15 protein-coding genes are annotated in these 16,606 nt (G+C 35.7%); 5 read left to right on the forward strand and 10 right to left on the reverse strand.

The features are described 5' to 3' along the window. Nucleotides 1-56: 56 nt before the first annotated feature. From E0H80_RS12860 to tviB, 10 genes are read right to left on the reverse strand one after another with little or no spacing between them, the layout of a single operon-like run. On the reverse strand, nucleotides 57-1,226 hold the full coding sequence (locus tag E0H80_RS12860; protein WP_131366421.1) for a DegT/DnrJ/EryC1/StrS family aminotransferase: 1,170 nt from the start codon (nucleotides 1,224-1,226) through the stop codon (nucleotides 57-59). Nucleotides 1,227-1,259: 33 nt separating this feature from the next. After that, nucleotides 1,260-1,913: an acetyltransferase gene (locus E0H80_RS12865; protein WP_131366423.1), complete on the reverse strand. Its 654-nt coding sequence runs from the start codon at nucleotides 1,911-1,913 to the stop codon at nucleotides 1,260-1,262. Then, on the reverse strand, nucleotides 1,913-2,521 hold the full coding sequence (locus E0H80_RS12870; RefSeq protein ID WP_131366425.1) for a sugar transferase: 609 nt from the start codon (nucleotides 2,519-2,521) through the stop codon (nucleotides 1,913-1,915). Before E0H80_RS12870 ends, E0H80_RS12865 begins: the two co-directional genes overlap by 1 nt. Continuing rightward, nucleotides 2,522-3,670, reverse strand: coding sequence for a glycosyltransferase family 4 protein (locus tag E0H80_RS12875; protein WP_131366426.1), 1,149 nt, complete (start codon nucleotides 3,668-3,670; stop codon nucleotides 2,522-2,524). Continuing rightward, nucleotides 3,670-4,968: an O-antigen polymerase gene (locus E0H80_RS12880; protein WP_131366428.1), complete on the reverse strand. Its 1,299-nt coding sequence runs from the start codon at nucleotides 4,966-4,968 to the stop codon at nucleotides 3,670-3,672. Before E0H80_RS12880 ends, E0H80_RS12875 begins: the two co-directional genes overlap by 1 nt. Further along, nucleotides 4,968-6,074, reverse strand: a complete 1,107-nt coding sequence (locus tag E0H80_RS12885; protein WP_131366430.1) for a glycosyltransferase family 4 protein — start codon at nucleotides 6,072-6,074, stop codon at nucleotides 4,968-4,970. The genes E0H80_RS12880 and E0H80_RS12885 overlap by 1 nt, the downstream gene beginning before the upstream one ends. Further along, nucleotides 6,071-7,015 (reverse strand): ATP-grasp fold amidoligase family protein, encoded by a 945-nt coding sequence (locus E0H80_RS12890; RefSeq protein ID WP_131366432.1) that lies wholly within the window; start codon nucleotides 7,013-7,015, stop codon nucleotides 6,071-6,073. The genes E0H80_RS12885 and E0H80_RS12890 overlap by 4 nt, the downstream gene beginning before the upstream one ends. A gap of 4 nt (nucleotides 7,016-7,019) precedes the next feature. After that, complete coding sequence (locus tag E0H80_RS12895) at nucleotides 7,020-8,273, reverse strand: oligosaccharide flippase family protein (protein WP_131366434.1); 1,254 nt, start codon at nucleotides 8,271-8,273, stop codon at nucleotides 7,020-7,022. Then, nucleotides 8,270-9,292: an NAD-dependent epimerase/dehydratase family protein gene (locus tag E0H80_RS12900; RefSeq protein WP_131366436.1), complete on the reverse strand. Its 1,023-nt coding sequence runs from the start codon at nucleotides 9,290-9,292 to the stop codon at nucleotides 8,270-8,272. The genes E0H80_RS12895 and E0H80_RS12900 overlap by 4 nt, the downstream gene beginning before the upstream one ends. Before the next feature lie 28 nt (nucleotides 9,293-9,320). After that, nucleotides 9,321-10,598, reverse strand: a complete 1,278-nt coding sequence (tviB, locus tag E0H80_RS12905; protein ID WP_131366438.1) for a Vi polysaccharide biosynthesis UDP-N-acetylglucosamine C-6 dehydrogenase TviB — start codon at nucleotides 10,596-10,598, stop codon at nucleotides 9,321-9,323. 341 nt (nucleotides 10,599-10,939) lie between these two features. Between tviB and E0H80_RS12910 the strand changes: the two genes are divergently transcribed. The 5 genes from E0H80_RS12910 (at nucleotide 10,940) to E0H80_RS12930 (ending at nucleotide 16,417) form a co-directional block, all read left to right on the forward strand. Beyond that, complete coding sequence (locus tag E0H80_RS12910) at nucleotides 10,940-11,998, forward strand: polysaccharide biosynthesis/export family protein (RefSeq protein WP_131366514.1); 1,059 nt, start codon at nucleotides 10,940-10,942, stop codon at nucleotides 11,996-11,998. Continuing rightward, entirely contained in the window at nucleotides 11,998-12,426 is a 429-nt protein-coding gene (locus E0H80_RS12915) for a low molecular weight protein-tyrosine-phosphatase (protein ID WP_131366440.1), read from the forward strand. Before E0H80_RS12910 ends, E0H80_RS12915 begins: the two co-directional genes overlap by 1 nt. 18 nt (nucleotides 12,427-12,444) lie before the next feature. After that, the gene (locus E0H80_RS12920; RefSeq protein ID WP_131366442.1) at nucleotides 12,445-14,631 is read left to right on the forward strand and encodes a polysaccharide biosynthesis tyrosine autokinase; all 2,187 of its coding nucleotides are present in this window, start codon (nucleotides 12,445-12,447) and stop codon (nucleotides 14,629-14,631) included. Nucleotides 14,632-14,961: 330 nt separating this feature from the next. Further along, entirely contained in the window at nucleotides 14,962-15,666 is a 705-nt protein-coding gene (locus E0H80_RS12925) for an FKBP-type peptidyl-prolyl cis-trans isomerase (protein WP_131366444.1), read from the forward strand. A gap of 49 nt (nucleotides 15,667-15,715) precedes the next feature. After that, on the forward strand, nucleotides 15,716-16,417 hold the full coding sequence (locus E0H80_RS12930; protein ID WP_131366446.1) for an FKBP-type peptidyl-prolyl cis-trans isomerase: 702 nt from the start codon (nucleotides 15,716-15,718) through the stop codon (nucleotides 16,415-16,417). Nucleotides 16,418-16,606 lie beyond the last annotated feature (189 nt).

Here is a 16,606-nt window from a genome sequence, read left to right on the forward strand (position 1 = left end):
TTTTTACATGATATGGAGAGTATATATTTTCACTCTCCATATCCATGTATAAAATGTTAAAGCTGATTAATGACTTGCTGAGTTACCGTTACCGTTTTATGCATGCTGTCCTGGCTTAAGGTTGGGTGAACTAAAAACATTAAGCTGGTTTCCCCTAATGTTTTGGCATTTACCAGTCTTTCAACTGGACGCCAAGGCGTACCATCAAAAGCATGCTCTAAATAAACTTCCGAACATGAACCGCTAAAACACGGCACACCTAAAGCTGCAATTTCATTCATGATACAGTCACGTGACCAGCCGTCAGGTAAGGCTTCAATATTGACCTGTACATAACATTTATATGCCGCATGTAGATAATCTGCAGATGGGCGATGTACGGTAAAATATGGACTGTTTTCAAATACAGCTAAAATCTTTTCCATATTTGCATTACGTTGCTGCGTCCACTGTGCCATTTGTTTCAGTTGAATTCGTCCAATGACCGCCTGCATTTCCATCATGCGCCAGTTGGTACCAAATGAGTCATGTAGCCAGCGAAAGCCTGGTGGGTGCTGCTTGTTATAAATGCTGTCAAAGTTTTTGCCATGGTCTTTATAAGACCACATTTTTTTCCACAGTGATTCGTCATTGGTGGTCACCATACCGCCTTCACCGCCTGTGCTCATGATCTTATCCTGGCAAAATGACCAGGCAGCAATATGACCAATTGAACCTGCTGGCTTGCCTTTATATTGTGCACCATGCGCTTGAGCACAGTCTTCAATCACATAAAGACCTTTTTCCTGCGCCAGTTGCATGATCGGATCCATATCACACATCCAACCGGCCAAATGCACACAAATGATGGCTTTGGTATTTGGTGTGATAACTGCTTCAATAGTGCGACGCGAGATATTTTGTGAATCCAGTTCAACATCGGCAAAAACTGGATTTGCACCTGCCGTGACAATTGAACTGGCAGAAGCTAAAAAAGTACGCGAAGTAACAATCACATCATCCCCTGCCCCAATGCCTAATGCCTTCAGTGCAACATCTAAAGCGACCGTACCGTTGGCAAGTGCTACTGCATATTGAGTTCCCGCGAACTGTGCAAATTCTTTTTCGAACTCACGGCATTCCTGTCCCGTCCAGTAATTAACTTTGTTGGAAAGCAAGACTTGCGATACGGCATTGGTTTCTTCTTGGGTAAAGCTTGGCCATGGTTCAAATGCAGTATTTAACATTACCTATTCCTAAATTTTAATAAGTTTGAAAAATTATTTTTTCTCTAAAATTCGTGCCGGATTGCCGATTACAGTCACGCCCGGTGGCACACTTTTGGTCACTACTGCTCCCATGCCGACTATCGCACCTTTACCAATCACTAAAGGCTTGTCGGGAGTACCCTGTTTAATCACTGCACCTGTACCAATATAGGCATGGTCTTCAATATGAATATTACCGTTACATTTCACCCCGGGAGCAAAGGTGACATAGTCTCCAATGACACAGTCATGAGCGACATAGCTATAAATATTGGCATGGAAGAATTTGCCAATTTTAATATTTGACGTCAGACAGGTGAAAGGACAAAGTAGGCTTCCTTCACCAATACTTACTTCATCTAGAATCACAGTATTATTTGCATGAATATCCAAATGCTGAATTTGATCTTCTGTTAAACGTTTAACCAGTTTTTCACGAACCTGACTGTTTGCTATAGCAATCGTTACAGCCTTATATGTATTCGGTTTAGCAAGAAAATCCTGATAACTTAAAACGGTATAGTCATTTAAACTATTACCAGCCTGCCCATCATCAATAAAAACAAAGCTATCTTTGGCTAAAGTTGGAAATTGCTGACGAACTAATGGCATTACTTCCTTACCGAAACCACTAGCGCCATAAACACCAATATATAAAGCTGTCATTATGTTTCATCCTTGTTTTGTGATCCAGTAAAGCGTGTCATGGTAGCTTCACCCTCGGCACTGATATCGTCTTTAGCTAAAACTTTATGTACCGTTTTAAACATGATTTTAAAATCGAGTAGTGTCGAATGATTTTCCACATACCAGGTATCCAGCTTAAACTTTTCTTCCCAGCTAATTGCATTACGTCCATTGACCTGTGCATGACCCGTCATGCCCGGACGTACATTATGGCGTTTTGCCTGTTCTTGATTATATAAAGGTAAATATTCTGTTAATAATGGGCGCGGGCCAACAATACTCATATCGCCTTTAATCACATTCCACAGTTCAGGCATTTCATCCAGACTGGTTGAACGCAGCATTTTACCGAATGGCGTTAAACGTTCACTGTCTGGTAAAGGATTACCTTGAGCATCCACCGCATCTTTCATGGTGCGGAACTTAATCATTTCAAACGGTTTCCCATGTAAACCTGGACGAACCTGGCGAAACAGAACAGGGGAACCCAAGTTTTTTTTCACTTTATAAGCGACAAAAGCATATAAAGGTGACAATAAAATTAAAGCTGTAGTCGCAATTATAATATCGAGTAAACGTTTTAACATTTAAATTAAACCCATTTCTTGCATCATCTGTGTGTTCACCTGATGTACGTCATATTTATGAAGTGCGATTTCGCGAGAACGATTGCCCATTTTTTCTATTAACTCAGGCTGATTAATAAATTTCTGCATTGCTTCCACTAAACTTTCAACAGATTTTACTTCAACCAAAAAGCCGTTATCGCCATCTACTACAGTTTCCCGGCAGCCTGGCGCATCTGTGGTAATAATTGCTCGACCCATTGCCATTGCTTCAAGCACAGTTCGTGGTGTGCCCTCACGATAAGACGGTAAAACATACACCGAGCTTTCTGCAATTGCAGGGCGAACATCGGTTAATTTACCCCAATATTTTACTATTTTTTTAGCAACCCATTGATCCAGTTCTTGTTGCGTAATTGCAGAGGGATTTTCATCAATCCAGCCCACAAGATTAAACTCTACATTTGGATGTTTTTGTTTAATGATTTCTGCTGCTTGAGCATATTCCCTTACACCTTTGTCTACTAACAAACGGGCAATGAGTAAAAATGAAATTTTAGCTTGTTGTTGCTCATTTTTAGGTAAAGGTAAAACATTAAAATCTGTAACATTGACCCCGGAACCATTTACGACTACTGCTGGCGTATTAGAACCAAGCAATTTTAAATCTTGGAACAGTTTTAAGTCATCTGGATTTTGAAAAAATACTTTATGACTGCGAGATAATGCCTGCTGATATAAACCATGTACCAGCTTCTGGAAAATGCTACGCTTGCTGTGAGTTTCTACATTTTGAAATGCATAGCCCAAACCGGTAATTAAGGCATAACGATGCGGTACTTTTGCCAGCCATGCGGCCAGTGTTCCATAGATCACAGGCTTAATGGTATAAGATAAAATATAATCAGGTTTTATTTTCTTTATAAGCGCATACATGCTCAATAACGTTTTTAAGTCTGCTACCGGATTGGTACCTGTACGCTGCATAGGAATGTCATGGACGCAATAACCTAACTCTAAGAGTTTTTCATGTTCGGCAGAGAAGGAAGCTAAATCAGGCGCAATAATATGAATTTCATAGCCTCGCTGATGAATCCCTTCGAGTAATTTTCCTCGGAAGTTTAATACTGATGGTAAAAAACCAGCTATTATTAAAAAGGCTTCTTTCATTACTTTTTTACCAATTTTGCATTAAAAACGAATAATAATGCTAATAAAAATAAAATATTAGGTATCCTGTTTTGTAAAAACAAAGCAGGATCAGAGTTAGATAACATATAAGTAAAGGAAGTTACTAAAACTGCGTAAAAACCCAACAATATAGGATTATTTTGATTTTTAGGATCAAAAATAACATCAAAAAACTTAAAGAAACAACCCAAAATAAACCCATGAATAATAACACCAACAATACCAAACTGTATGTAACCAAAAGCTATTCCGCCTGGTGGAATTTCACTATCCCAAACACCATGTATAATAAATGTATTATAATAAGAGATAGAATCAGGGATATTAAATCCTAAAAGTTTAAATGGCTTAAAAAGCCAATAAGCATAATCACCAAAAAATCTAAAATCATAATCATATTGCATGAAATTAACTAAAGACAAATATTGATGACTAAATTCAGAAACAATAATATTATACGAATCACCTATAGTAGATAAAAAATTATTTTCAATAAATTCACCTTTATCAAAGTTTTCATTATTTAAGGCAAATAAAAAAGTTTTTCCAAACAGAATATACATAAATGAAAATAAAGAAAAAACAAAAACAGTTAATACAGGAATTTTCTTATAAACAGCTAAGTATATTACTAAAATAGAAATTAGAAATGCTATTCCTGCTTCACGACCCGCACTTAAATAAAGTGAAAATAAAGTTGCTAAGGTACATAAAAATAATAAAAAATAATCAAATCTAGATAAATTTTTCTTAATTAAAATTAAAGAAAAAATAATAAAAAAAGATAAATTTATATACTTTGAAAAACTACTTACAAAAGCAGCTAAGTAATTTTTATTATCATCTGTGCCACTTCTTATTTTAGACATATTAGACAATACATAATCCAAACCTCCATATGTATATATAAAGAAAAATAGCGAAATCCCACCTATCGCAAACAAAATTAAAACAGTTTTTCTAATTAATTCATTACTAGTTTCTAATTTTAACTTAAAACCCACTCTATCAAAAAAAATTGAACCAAAAAACATAGATATAAAAAAAATAATAATTACAAATAAGGGTAATAAAGAAGAAATATCATAATTATTTCTTAAAAACCTAGGACTTGCTACTTCATAATAAGAATTAAATAATGCTAATGGGGCTAATACATATATTACTATTGACCACATAAGAGTCATAAATGTTAAGCTAATACCATATTTTTTATATTCTCTAAAAGACCAAAAAATTAAAAATATAAAAATATAAAAACTAACCAGAATAAACATTAATTATAAATCCTATTTATTTTATTAGCATATTCATCCATTGAAAATTTTTGGATCATTTCAATATTTTTCTTACTTTCAATATTTAATGATTTTCTATTTTTTATCAAAAATTCAATAGTTTTTGAAAATCCTTCCACATCATTTTGAATGAATAAGTTATTTTGTATAAGATACTTACTATCTCCAACATCTCTTACAATAGCAGGAACCCCCAATGCCATAGCCTCACCTAAAACATTAGGGAATCCCTCAGTTTTAGAATGTAAACAAAAAATATCCATAGCTTTTAAACAATGTGGAATATCACTACGCTGCCCAAGCAGTCTAAAATTATTAATTAAATCATATTCTCTTAGCCAACTCATTAGCTCGTTATTTTCAGTAGTATTATCACGCCCAACAAGCATGAATATTAAGTTAGGATAAGTCTTAACCAGTTGATTGGCAACTTCTACAAAAAATTTTTGATTTTTTACAACATTAAAACGACCTACTGAACCTATTACGATAGCATCTCTTGGAATAATAAATTCTTGGCGAATTCTATCGCAATCTTCTTGTGTCGCAACTAATTTATCTAACTCAAACCCATTTGGAATAACATGCATTTTACTGGCATCATAACCCACTTTAATGTGAACATCTTTTGATACGTGTGCAGCACATACTATATCTGTTGGAATTGAGTAAGACAATCTCGCACAAATTTTACGCAAAACTATAGTTAATCTCGAAGCACCTTGTGTTACATCAGTCGTACGTATACCCCAAATTATTTTTTTTATAGCCAAACTCTTGGCGGCTAATCCACCTAAAAAATCCGCATGATACATCCAAGTTTGGACGATATCTGGTTTTATATCTTTTAATAATTTTCTTAAAGAAAAATATATAGAAAAGAGAGATAACCCAGACTTCATATTAAGGGTATGCACGTGAATGCCTGCTTCTTTTAAATCCTTACCTATTACACCCAAATCAGTAAGTGAAATTACCTCATGATGAAATTGTGCTGTTCGTTGACTATGTAAAATTAAACGCTTTAGCATTAATTCAGCACCGCCAACATTTAAACCAATAATAATATGTACAATTTTCTTCATTGGATATTTAACCAATTAGATACTTCAAGATCAGCTTCTTCACTGCTAAACTGTTGAGTCGCACCACCTGGATAAAAAGTAATCTCACCAAATTTAATTTCACCATTTAAGTTATATAAATCTACACGACAAAAAATAAAGGGATTAGCAATTTTCTCAGCATATTCAATCATAGAATCTAAATTATCAGGCTTTGGAACAAGATTTGTATCAAAATTTTCTCGACCTACTGTAAAATTCATCAAATTAAAATTCGTATTATAAATATTTCTTTTAGCATCTGGGTTATGGCTACCATCTTCAGCTGCTGTATCAATATCAACAAAAATCATTTTGACCTTGCCATGAAAGCAGAAAAATCTAAAATCTAACAGTGGCTGTTTTGTTTCTAGAAAATTTTCGACTAAAATTTTAGGCTTAATGTTTTTATAATTCCACTCTCTAGATTGAAAGTAATAGTTCATATTCAAAGCAGAATTGAATTTTTTATTAAATTTTTCTCTATCAAAATTTTGAGTATTATTACTATCAAACATAGCATTAATGCCAGAAACATGGTTACACTTTATAAAAAATTTACCTTTCAACTCTTCCAAGGGAATATCTTCAGCTTTCTCATAAACCCCATAGATATCCGTTAGTAAACTATCTAGACCTAGAGATGACAAATACTTTCTAACCTCTACTTTATCACTGCATTGAGTCATCAATGAATTTCTATTATTAATTTTCAACCACCACAATTTTTCATTAAAATATTTTGGGTTTTCTAAATTTAGTTTTTTGCCAGTATTTTCTTTATATTTAATTTTGGCAAAACTATCGTCATTCAAATTATAAGTAGATTTCATTTTCAATGCATTTAAAAAGATATATAGCCTTTTTAAAATATCACTTTTATTAGATAAATTTCTAATATACTTTTTAACAATAAAATACATACTTTTACGCCTTAGAAATCAAAAAATCTTTTGAGCTTAAGTAACAAAAAACAAACCTAATAAACCAAGTCAACATAACACCTACTAAAGCTCCAACCGCCATATAGAAATAAGTTAAAACTGTCACAGCAATAAAACCAATTATAGAGGTAATAATTGTTATATTTCTCAATATTTTATCTTCACCAAGAACACCTAAATAGTTTATTCCATATGAAATCATTAATGCATAAATAAAAGGAGCTAACATTTGAATATACATGAGCTGTTTTGCTGAATCCAAATTATTATCAAAAATATATGACGCTCCATATAGGGTAAATAAATACTGCAAGATAAATAAAGCAATACTACTTACAATCATAACTTTCAAAAATTCTTGAAATTTATTTATGTTTTTAGCCAAGACTGGAAAATAAACTTTGGAAATAATTCCTAAGACTTGTTCTGACACGTTAAGCACTTTTCGGGCTACATCATATATACCCACATGTAGCAATGTACCAAAAAACCCTAAGATCAAATATGAATATATATTATAAAAATTTGGAAATAATATATTAATAAACATATTCCAATCTTTATTTAACTTTAAGTAAATATTATTAAAACCCGTAATCCTAGCTTGAGATAAGTCAATATAATTTGAAAGAAAAAATAGATATACTGTTAAGCTAAAAATTTGACCTATCAAATAGAAAGTAGGTACTAAATAAATATCACTTTCATTTTTGACGATTAATATAATTAATAAAAAGGAGATTATTTTCCCTATCACCTCTCCTATAGCGATCTTCTTCATATCTTCTAAGCCCTGAAAAAACCAAGAAGGACATAAAGATAAAATTACAATATTAAGTAAACTTAATAATATTAACAGTATATTTTTTTCAATAAATTCTACAAAAAAAGACGTTAAAAATATTAAAAAAAAGCTTAAAAAGCTAAGAAAAAGTTTACAAGTCGTAATATCAATTAACAACTGAGTATTCTTAACCTTATTAAAGTTGTTTTTTGCTACTTCACGAGTTCCAGTATAGGCAAAGCCATAATCAATTACTGTATTTAAATATGCACATATTGCAGTAACTATTGCTAATAACCCAATCAATTCTAAACCAATAGTTTTTATTAAATGAGGAATGATAATTAAAGGTAATAACATAGTCACTACCTTTACAAACCCTAAAGACAGTAAATTCTCTAGAATTTTCTGCCTACCAGGAACTTTTAAAAAATTAACTATTTTTTTTTTCATTTTAAACTAGCTACATACCATGACATAGCAAAATCAATACCATCATTTATACGGTATTTGGCATCATAACCTAATAAACTTTTAATTTTCTCAACACTTGCTTGAGAATGACGTACATCTCCTGCACGAAACTCCCGGTATACTGGCTGTTTGCTATATTCCACACCATTTTCATTTAACGCAGCTTTAATAGCATTAAACAAATCATTTAGCGTGGTGCGGTCCCCTACTGCCACATTATAAACCTGGTTTTTAGCTTCATCCTTTGCTATTGCTGCTAAAATATTGGCCTGAACGGTGTTTTCAATAAAACAGAAATCACGGCTGGTTTCACCATCACCATTAATAAAGACATCATCACCGGCAATCATCGCTGCGGTCCATTTTGGAATAACTGCAGCATAAGCACCATTTGGATCTTGACGTTTTCCAAACACATTAAAGTAACGCAAACCTACAGTTTTAAAGCCATAAGTCCTGGCGAATACTTCGGCATATAGCTCATTTACATATTTGGTTACCGCATAGGGTGAAAGCGGATTACCAATATGTTCTTCCACTTTTGGCAAAGCCGGATGGTCCCCATAAGTTGAACTACTTGCTGCATAAGTAAAGCTAGATACTTTCGCATCACGCGCAGCCGTCAACATATTTAAAAAACCGGAAATATTGGTAGCATTGGTGGTGATCGGGTCGGCAATAGAACGCGGTACAGAACCTAAAGCCGCTTCATGCAATACATAATCCACACCAGCACAGGCTTTCTGGCAGTCTTCAAAATGACGAATATCACCTTCAATAAAACTAAAATTCGCCCATTGCTCCGGCTTCACCAGACTTTGCACTTCGTCTAAATTGTACTGGTGACCAGTGGCAAAGTTATCTAACCCTACAACTCTTTGCTCTAACTTCAATAAGGTTTCTAACAAGTTAGAGCCAATAAAGCCTGCAACACCTGTGACTAACCACGTTTTAGGTGCCTGTTTTAATTGCTCGCATACAGTTTGATATTGGCTCATCTTATTTATTACCTATTGCTATGAATGATTAAAGACGGAGGTCAGATTCAGCTGTTTTAAGTACATATTTCAAGTCATATAAAACATGATTTGCTTTACCTAAAGCACGAATCTCAGTTACACCCATTTCTTTAAATTGATTATGCGCCACTGCCAAAATCACTGCATCATAAGTGTCTGCTTTTACTGACTGGACAGGCGTAACCGCATATTCGTGCTCGGCCTCGCTTGCATCTACCCATGGATCATATACATCTACATCCATATGGTATTCTTTAAGCTCATGCACAATATCAATAATTTTAGTATTGCGAATATCAGGACAGTTTTCTTTAAAACTTAAGCCGAGTACCAAAACTTTGGCACCCTCAACCTGAATTTTTTTCTTGATCATGCCTTTGACAAGCTGAGTCACCACATAAGCACCCATAGAATCGTTTAAACGACGACCTGCCAGAATAATTTCAGGATGATATCCAATGGCTTGAGCTTTATGAGTTAAGTAGTACGGATCTACACCAATACAATGCCCACCCACTAAACCTGGACGGAAAGGTAAGAAGTTCCATTTGGTACCGGCTGCTTCTAATACCGCTTCAGTATCAATGCCCATTTTATTAAAAATAATGGCAAGTTCATTAATTAAAGCAATGTTTACATCACGCTGCGTGTTTTCAATGACCTTTGCTGCTTCCGCAACTTTAATACTTGAGGCTTTATGCGTACCTGCTTCAATCACCAAGTTATAAACCTGGTCAACAAAATCCGCGACTTCTGGTGTAGAACCCGAAGTGATTTTTAAAATATTGGTGACACGGTGTAATTTATCACCCGGGTTAATACGCTCTGGGCTATAACCGGCAAAGAAGTCCTGATTAAAAGTCAAACCTGAAACTTGCTCTAAAACTGGAATACAGGTTTCTTCTGTTGCACCTGGGTACACGGTGGATTCATAAACCACCACATTCCCTTTATTTAACACCTTGCCAATACTGGTTGAAGCTTTTACAAGCGGCGTTAAATCTGGCTGTTTAAACTCATCAATAGGGGTTGGAACCGTTACGATAAAGAAATTACAGTCTTTTAAGTCTTCTAAATTGGCTGAATAAGTTAAATGAGATGATTGTGCTAATTCTTCTGGTGAAACTTCTAAAGTATGGTCTTGGCCACTTTTTAACTCATCAATCCTTTTTTGATGAATATCAAAGCCAACTACAGGTACTTTTTTTCCAAATTCAACCGCCAAAGGTAAACCGACATATCCTAAACCAATCACGGCAATCTTGAGTTCTGACAAAGTTAGCATTTTTGAGCCTTGCTTATTTATATAATCTAAGAGGTGAATAAAAACGCTAAGAACTATATCAGAAAATCAAGTATTTTCTGTTGCTAATTTATATAAAAATCAATTAAAAACCTGAGTAAATAATTTTTAAAAGATAGGTTTTTATTAAGTTTATAATAGATTTATCTTCTTTTCTCTAACACCTTTCATCTATTTATAAATAGTAAACAGCTTACAATTTGTTATATTTTTTTTATAATTAGAAAGGTAGAATAACTTAATTGAAGTTTTTAATAATTTTTAAAACAGGATTTAGAGTGAGAAAAATTCAATATACTGCTTTATTGGTTTTAAGTTGTTCCATGACAGGTTGTGCTATTACTTCTGGTTTACAAACTTATGATTTACCAAGTGAAGGAGTTTACCAAACGGATTTAGGCACTCAGGTGAATGTCATCAGACTCACTCAAGAATCTTTATTTGCGGTACAACCTGCCGAAATTAATCTTCGTCAAGATTATGCACATTTATTTAATGCTTCCCATAAAAATTATAAACTCAGTCCGGGCGATATTCTTTCCATTTATTTATGGGCTTATCCAGATATAACCCCTCCAACAAGTTCAGTGAGTACTGAACAGTCTGCTCAGGCCAATGGCTATCAAATTGATCAAAATGGCTATATCCAGTTTCCTATGATTGGTCGTTATAAGGCTGCAGGAAAGTCTTTAACTCAGGTCAATCAGGAGATGCGTAGCCAGCTTGCGCGTTATTTAAAAACCCCTGACGTAATTGCGCGGGTGTTGTCTTATCAAGGCCAGCGCTTCTCTGTGCAAGGTAATGTAAGTAAAAGCGGGCAATTTGCGCTGAGCGATCAACCTGTCAGTGTGTATACGGCTTTAGGCATGGCGGGTGGTGTGAACTCTCAACAGGGTGACAATGCCTCTATTACTCTAATCAGACAAGGCCGTACTTATCAACTCAATACGATTGAGCTGGAAAAAGCCGGACTTTCTTTACATAACTTATTAATACAACCGAATGATACCCTGTATGTCAATTCACGTGAAAACCAGAAAATTTACGTGATGGGTGAGTCGGGTAAAAACCAGTCCTTGCCTATGCGTGACCAAGGCATGAGTCTGAGTGATGTTTTAGGTGAAAGTTTAGGTTTAAATCCGCTCTCTGCCAGCCGCAGTAAAATTTACGTGGTTCGTAGCAATGCTGTTGATACTTCTACAGAAGTGTATCAATTAGATTTAACCAGCATTGCCGATTTTGGTTTAGCCAACAAGTTCAAAATGCGCAGCAATGATATTGTCTATGTCGATGCTTCAGGTTTGGCGCGTTGGCAGCGTGTCGTGAACCAGGTTATTCCGTTCTCAAATGCACTTTATAATCTGGATCGCCTGGGGCAATAATGCAAATTCAGAATATTCTTGTGGTTTGCGTAGGCAATATCTGTCGTAGTCCAATGGCTGAATATTTATTAAAACAGCAGTATCCGCAGCTTGATATAGTGTCGGCAGGTATTTCCGGTTTAACCGGTCATGCCGCGGATGAAAAAGCCATACTCTGTATGCAGCGTTTAGGTATCGATATGAGTCCTCATATTGCCCAAAAGTTGAATACCGAGCTGATTAAAAAAGCCGATTTAATTTTGGTCATGAGTCAAAATCAACAAAAGCATTTAGAGCAGACCTGGCCTTTTGCGAAAGGAAAAACTTTCCGTCTAGGACATTGGCGAGGCAGAAATGTGCCTGATCCTTATCAGCATGAGCAATTGGTCTTCAATGAAACCAGTCAGTTAATACAAGATTGTATCAGCGACTGGACACAACATATTTAACTTTTTGATAGCAAAATTATGAGCCAAAATACCAATACTGAAGATACAATTGATTTAAAAGAGCTATTTTTCTCACTCATTGCGCAATGGAAACTGATTGCACTGTGTGTGATTTTAAGTTTGGTCTGTGCGTTGTTATATTTAAGAACCACACCCGACACTTATGCGGTCGATGCATTAGTACAAGTCGAAGAAAGTAAAGGCACCTCTGCTGCGTTATTGGGCGATCTCTCCAGCATGATTGAGCAAAAACAACCCGCTCAAGCTGAAATTGAACTGCTTAAATCACGTTTAGTTCTGGGTTCTGTCATTAAACACTTGAACCTGGATGTAAAAATTTCCGGTACCGAAACCAGTTTCTTTAACCGTTTACTTAGCCCGCATGATTATCAAACTCAATATCAAGCAAAATCAGTTTTATTCCAAGACGATGCCAAATCTTTTGATGTGCGAAAATTTGAAGTTCCAGCTTATTATTTAGACAAAAATTTGTTACTTAATTTTAATGCAAACAAATTCACTTTAACCGATGCTCAGACTAAACAAATTGTTTTTAGTGCACCCATCAATCAAGAGAGTTTACACACTGCAGAACATGGCACGTGGAAAGTCGCTATTTATACTCAAGATCAATTCAAAGACACTTATAATATTCAAAAAATGTCTTTGCCTGCAGCTATGACGTCCATTACACAGAATTATTCTGTGGCTGAAAAAGGCAAGCTTACCGGTATTTTAGGACTGAATTATCAAGGTCAGGACAAACAACATATCACCCACGTTCTGAATGCTATTCTGGTGGCTTATAGCCAACAAAATATTGAACGTCGTTCTGCAGAAACAGCACAAACGCTAAAATTCCTAGATGAACAATTACCTGAGTTAAAACAGCAGCTTGATGTGGCAGAACGTGAATTTAACAAATTCCGTCAACAATATAATACGGTTGATGTCACCAAAGAATCTGAATTGTATTTGACTCAAAGCATTACCTTAGAGACGCAAAAATCACAGCTGGAACAGCAACAAGCTGAAATGGCGGCAAAATATACCAATGAACACCCAGTGATGCAGCAAATGAATGCACAATTAGGAGCAATTAATAAAAAAATAGCAGAGTTGAATGACACCTTAAAACAACTGCCTGATTTACAACGTCGCTATTTACAGTTGTATCGTGAGGTTGAGGTTAAAACCCAGCTTTATACGGCATTACTGAATTCTTACCAGCAACTGCGTATTGCCAAAGCAGGTGAAATTGGTAATGTGCGTATTGTAGATACAGCCGTTGAGCCAATTAAACCCATTGCGCCGAAAAAATTACAGATTCTTATTTTAGCCCTCTTCCTGGGTGGTTTCCTTGGAACCTTGTTAGCCCTGCTGCGCAATATGCTGCGCTCTGGCATTAAAGATGCAAGTCAAATTGAAAATGAACTGGATTTACCTGTATATGCCACAGTTCCGCGTTCCGCTATTCAAGAAAGCCGCGTTAAACTGCTGAAAAAGAACAAACATATTCCTATTTTAGCCATTAAAAATGGCGATGATATTGCGATTGAAAGCTTACGCAGCATGCGTACTGCAATTCACTTTGCCATGAGTCAGGCCAAAAATAATATCATTATGATTTCGGGCCCTGCACCAGAGGTAGGAAAATCCTTTATTTCTACAAACCTGGCGACCATTTTGGCGCAAAGTAATAAACGCGTATTGATCATTGATGGAGATATGCGTCGTGGTTATCTACATAAATATTTCAATTATGACACCCAGCCGGGTTTGGCTGAATATTTAAATACTCAGCAAACATTAGAAAGTATTATTAAATCAACTGAAGTTGACAATTTAGATGTCATTACGCGTGGTAAGAGTCCGGTGAATCCTTCCGAACTTTTAAGTTCGGCAAAGTTATCAGAACTTTTAGATCAGGTCTCACCGCTGTATGATCATATTATTATTGATACCCCTCCTGTGCTTGCCGTGACTGACGGAATTATCATCTCACAATATGCCGGTGTGAATTTAGTCATTGCACGTTATGCAAAATCACAGATGAAAGAACTTGAATTAACAATTAACCGCTTTGAACAAGTCGGCGTTAAAGTCAATGGTTTCATTTTGAATGATATTCAACGCGCGACTGGCGGTTATGGTTATGGTTATAACTATGCCTATGGCTATAAAGCTTCAAAAGACAATGACTAAACAGATTTGATCCAGATCGATTGAATGGATTTATTGTAAAAGCCAGTGATTTTCACTGGCTTTTTTTTTGAAGATCATTTTCATCTAAAATAATCTGGCTTGGAAAGACAGTAGCAAAGAAAATAATTTATAATTCACTATCGAATTAAATAAAAAGCTGATATTTAATTGTATTAAAAATGTTTTATATATTCAGTCTGTTATAGAATAACGGGCTTGATAAGAATATATTGAATTTCTGTACAATAGCGCTTCTGCGAAACGTGTTGGATAGAAAAGTCTGCTAAAATTAATGCAACTTTTGAATATAAAATGAATTTGGGAAAACCTATGAGTAAAGCCTTACCCATCGCTGTCGCTGTTCTTTTAGGCGGTGCTGCACTTGTACCTGTTTATTATGCAACTCAAAACCCGGCTACTGTGACATCAAAAGCATCAAAGAATGCATCTGCTGTCGAGAAAATCAGTTATGCACTTGGCTATGAGGTTGCACATCAAACACCACCTGAATTAAATATCAATAGTTTCGTTACCGGTGTACGTGAAGGCCACGCTCGAAATAAACCTGCTTATACAGAACAAGAACTGCAACAAGCTTATGAGCAATTCCAAAAGGAAATGCAACAGAAGCAAGTTCAGCAAGCACAGCAAGTTCAAACTGCCAGTGACTCTTTCCTAACTGAAAATGCGAAAAAACCAGGTATAAAAACTACCGCTTCTGGATTACAGTACAAAATGATCAAGGAAGGTACAGGTAAACAACCTGCTGCCAACGCTATGGTGACTGTACATTACAAAGGCCAGCTGGTTGACGGTAAAGTATTTGATAGCTCGATTGAACGTGGTGAACCGATTGAGTTCCCATTAAATCAAGTCATTCCGGGTTGGACGGAAGGTCTGCAATTGATGAAAGAAGGCGGTAAAGCGACCTTTTATATCCCTTCTCAATTGGGCTACGGTGAACAAGGCGTTCCGGGAATGATTCCTGCCAACAGCACTCTGATTTTTGATGTTGAACTGATCAAAGTAAAATAAAAAATTCAAGGAGAGCTTTTGCTCTCCTTATTTATCTTGGGATAAGAGAATGAAAACACCTATAACATTGCTTTGTTTCTGTCTTTTTAGCACGACTAGCTTTGCAAAACCCGTGACCAATAGCAGCAGTTTAAATGAACAGGTCGGCTACAGCTTTGGCTATCTGATGGGGCGTAGCAATGCTGAATCTGTTAAAGATTTGGACCTGGATGCTTTCATGCTTGGTTTAAAAACTGCAGCTCAAGGCGGTAAATCTTCTCTTACCGATGAAGAAATGGCACGTGTTCTGACCCAACATAAAAAGCTGAGTGATGCCAAACAACTAATTGAAGTTAAACAAAAAGCTGACAGCAATGCCAGAATTGGGACAGATTTTTTAAAAGCCAATGCTAAAAAAGACGGTGTCCAAAGCACAAAATCGGGTTTGCAGTATCAAATATTAAAACCAGGCACAGGAAAATCACCTCAAGCCAATTCAGTGGTTAAAGTCAATTATGAAGGCCGTTTAATAGACGGTACAGTGTTTGATAGCTCAATTGCCCGAAATCAGCCGGCTGAATTTCAGGTCAGCCAAGTGATTCAAGGCTGGACTGAAGGCTTACAATTGATGAAGGAAGGCGCTCAGTATCGCTTCTTTATTCCCGCACAACTTGGCTATGGTCAAATTGGCTCTGGTGATGCAATCGAACCGAATAGCACTTTAATTTTTGATGTAGAACTTCTTGAAGTGCTGCCGAAATCATCTAAATAATCCCTATTTATTCGGTATTGCAAAGTTGCGGGTAGATCAATATGAGCGCAGACCGTACTCATTCCCTACTCGCTATTTTTTAATGATTTAATCTATCCATTTTCAATACTGGCTTTTAATATAAGCATGTTTATTGTTTTTCAAGCCATCGCTACTACCCTGCTTCACCCGTGCAATATAATAAAAATC

Source organism: Acinetobacter sp. ANC 4779, from assembly GCF_004331055.1.
GTDB lineage: Bacteria > Pseudomonadota > Gammaproteobacteria > Pseudomonadales > Moraxellaceae > Acinetobacter.

What these genes read in the sequence shown, in the direction of transcription:
- E0H80_RS12860 (WP_131366421.1), bottom strand. Translation starts at nt 1,226, where the DNA reads ATGTTAAATACTGCATTTGAACCATGGCCAAGCTTTACCCAAGAAGAA.
- E0H80_RS12865 (WP_131366423.1), bottom strand. Translation starts at nt 1,913, where the DNA reads ATGACAGCTTTATATATTGGTGTTTATGGCGCTAGTGGTTTCGGTAAG.
- E0H80_RS12870 (WP_131366425.1), bottom strand. Translation starts at nt 2,521, where the DNA reads ATGTTAAAACGTTTACTCGATATTATAATTGCGACTACAGCTTTAATT.
- E0H80_RS12875 (WP_131366426.1), bottom strand. Translation starts at nt 3,670, where the DNA reads ATGAAAGAAGCCTTTTTAATAATAGCTGGTTTTTTACCATCAGTATTA.
- E0H80_RS12880 (WP_131366428.1), bottom strand. Translation starts at nt 4,968, where the DNA reads ATGTTTATTCTGGTTAGTTTTTATATTTTTATATTTTTAATTTTTTGG.
- E0H80_RS12885 (WP_131366430.1), bottom strand. Translation starts at nt 6,074, where the DNA reads ATGAAGAAAATTGTACATATTATTATTGGTTTAAATGTTGGCGGTGCT.
- E0H80_RS12890 (WP_131366432.1), bottom strand. Translation starts at nt 7,015, where the DNA reads ATGTATTTTATTGTTAAAAAGTATATTAGAAATTTATCTAATAAAAGT.
- E0H80_RS12895 (WP_131366434.1), bottom strand. Translation starts at nt 8,273, where the DNA reads ATGAAAAAAAAAATAGTTAATTTTTTAAAAGTTCCTGGTAGGCAGAAA.
- E0H80_RS12900 (WP_131366436.1), bottom strand. Translation starts at nt 9,292, where the DNA reads ATGAGCCAATATCAAACTGTATGCGAGCAATTAAAACAGGCACCTAAA.
- tviB (WP_131366438.1), bottom strand. Translation starts at nt 10,598, where the DNA reads ATGCTAACTTTGTCAGAACTCAAGATTGCCGTGATTGGTTTAGGATAT.
- E0H80_RS12910 (WP_131366514.1), top strand. Translation starts at nt 10,940, where the DNA reads ATGACAGGTTGTGCTATTACTTCTGGTTTACAAACTTATGATTTACCA.
- E0H80_RS12915 (WP_131366440.1), top strand. Translation starts at nt 11,998, where the DNA reads ATGCAAATTCAGAATATTCTTGTGGTTTGCGTAGGCAATATCTGTCGT.
- E0H80_RS12920 (WP_131366442.1), top strand. Translation starts at nt 12,445, where the DNA reads ATGAGCCAAAATACCAATACTGAAGATACAATTGATTTAAAAGAGCTA.
- E0H80_RS12925 (WP_131366444.1), top strand. Translation starts at nt 14,962, where the DNA reads ATGAGTAAAGCCTTACCCATCGCTGTCGCTGTTCTTTTAGGCGGTGCT.
- E0H80_RS12930 (WP_131366446.1), top strand. Translation starts at nt 15,716, where the DNA reads ATGAAAACACCTATAACATTGCTTTGTTTCTGTCTTTTTAGCACGACT.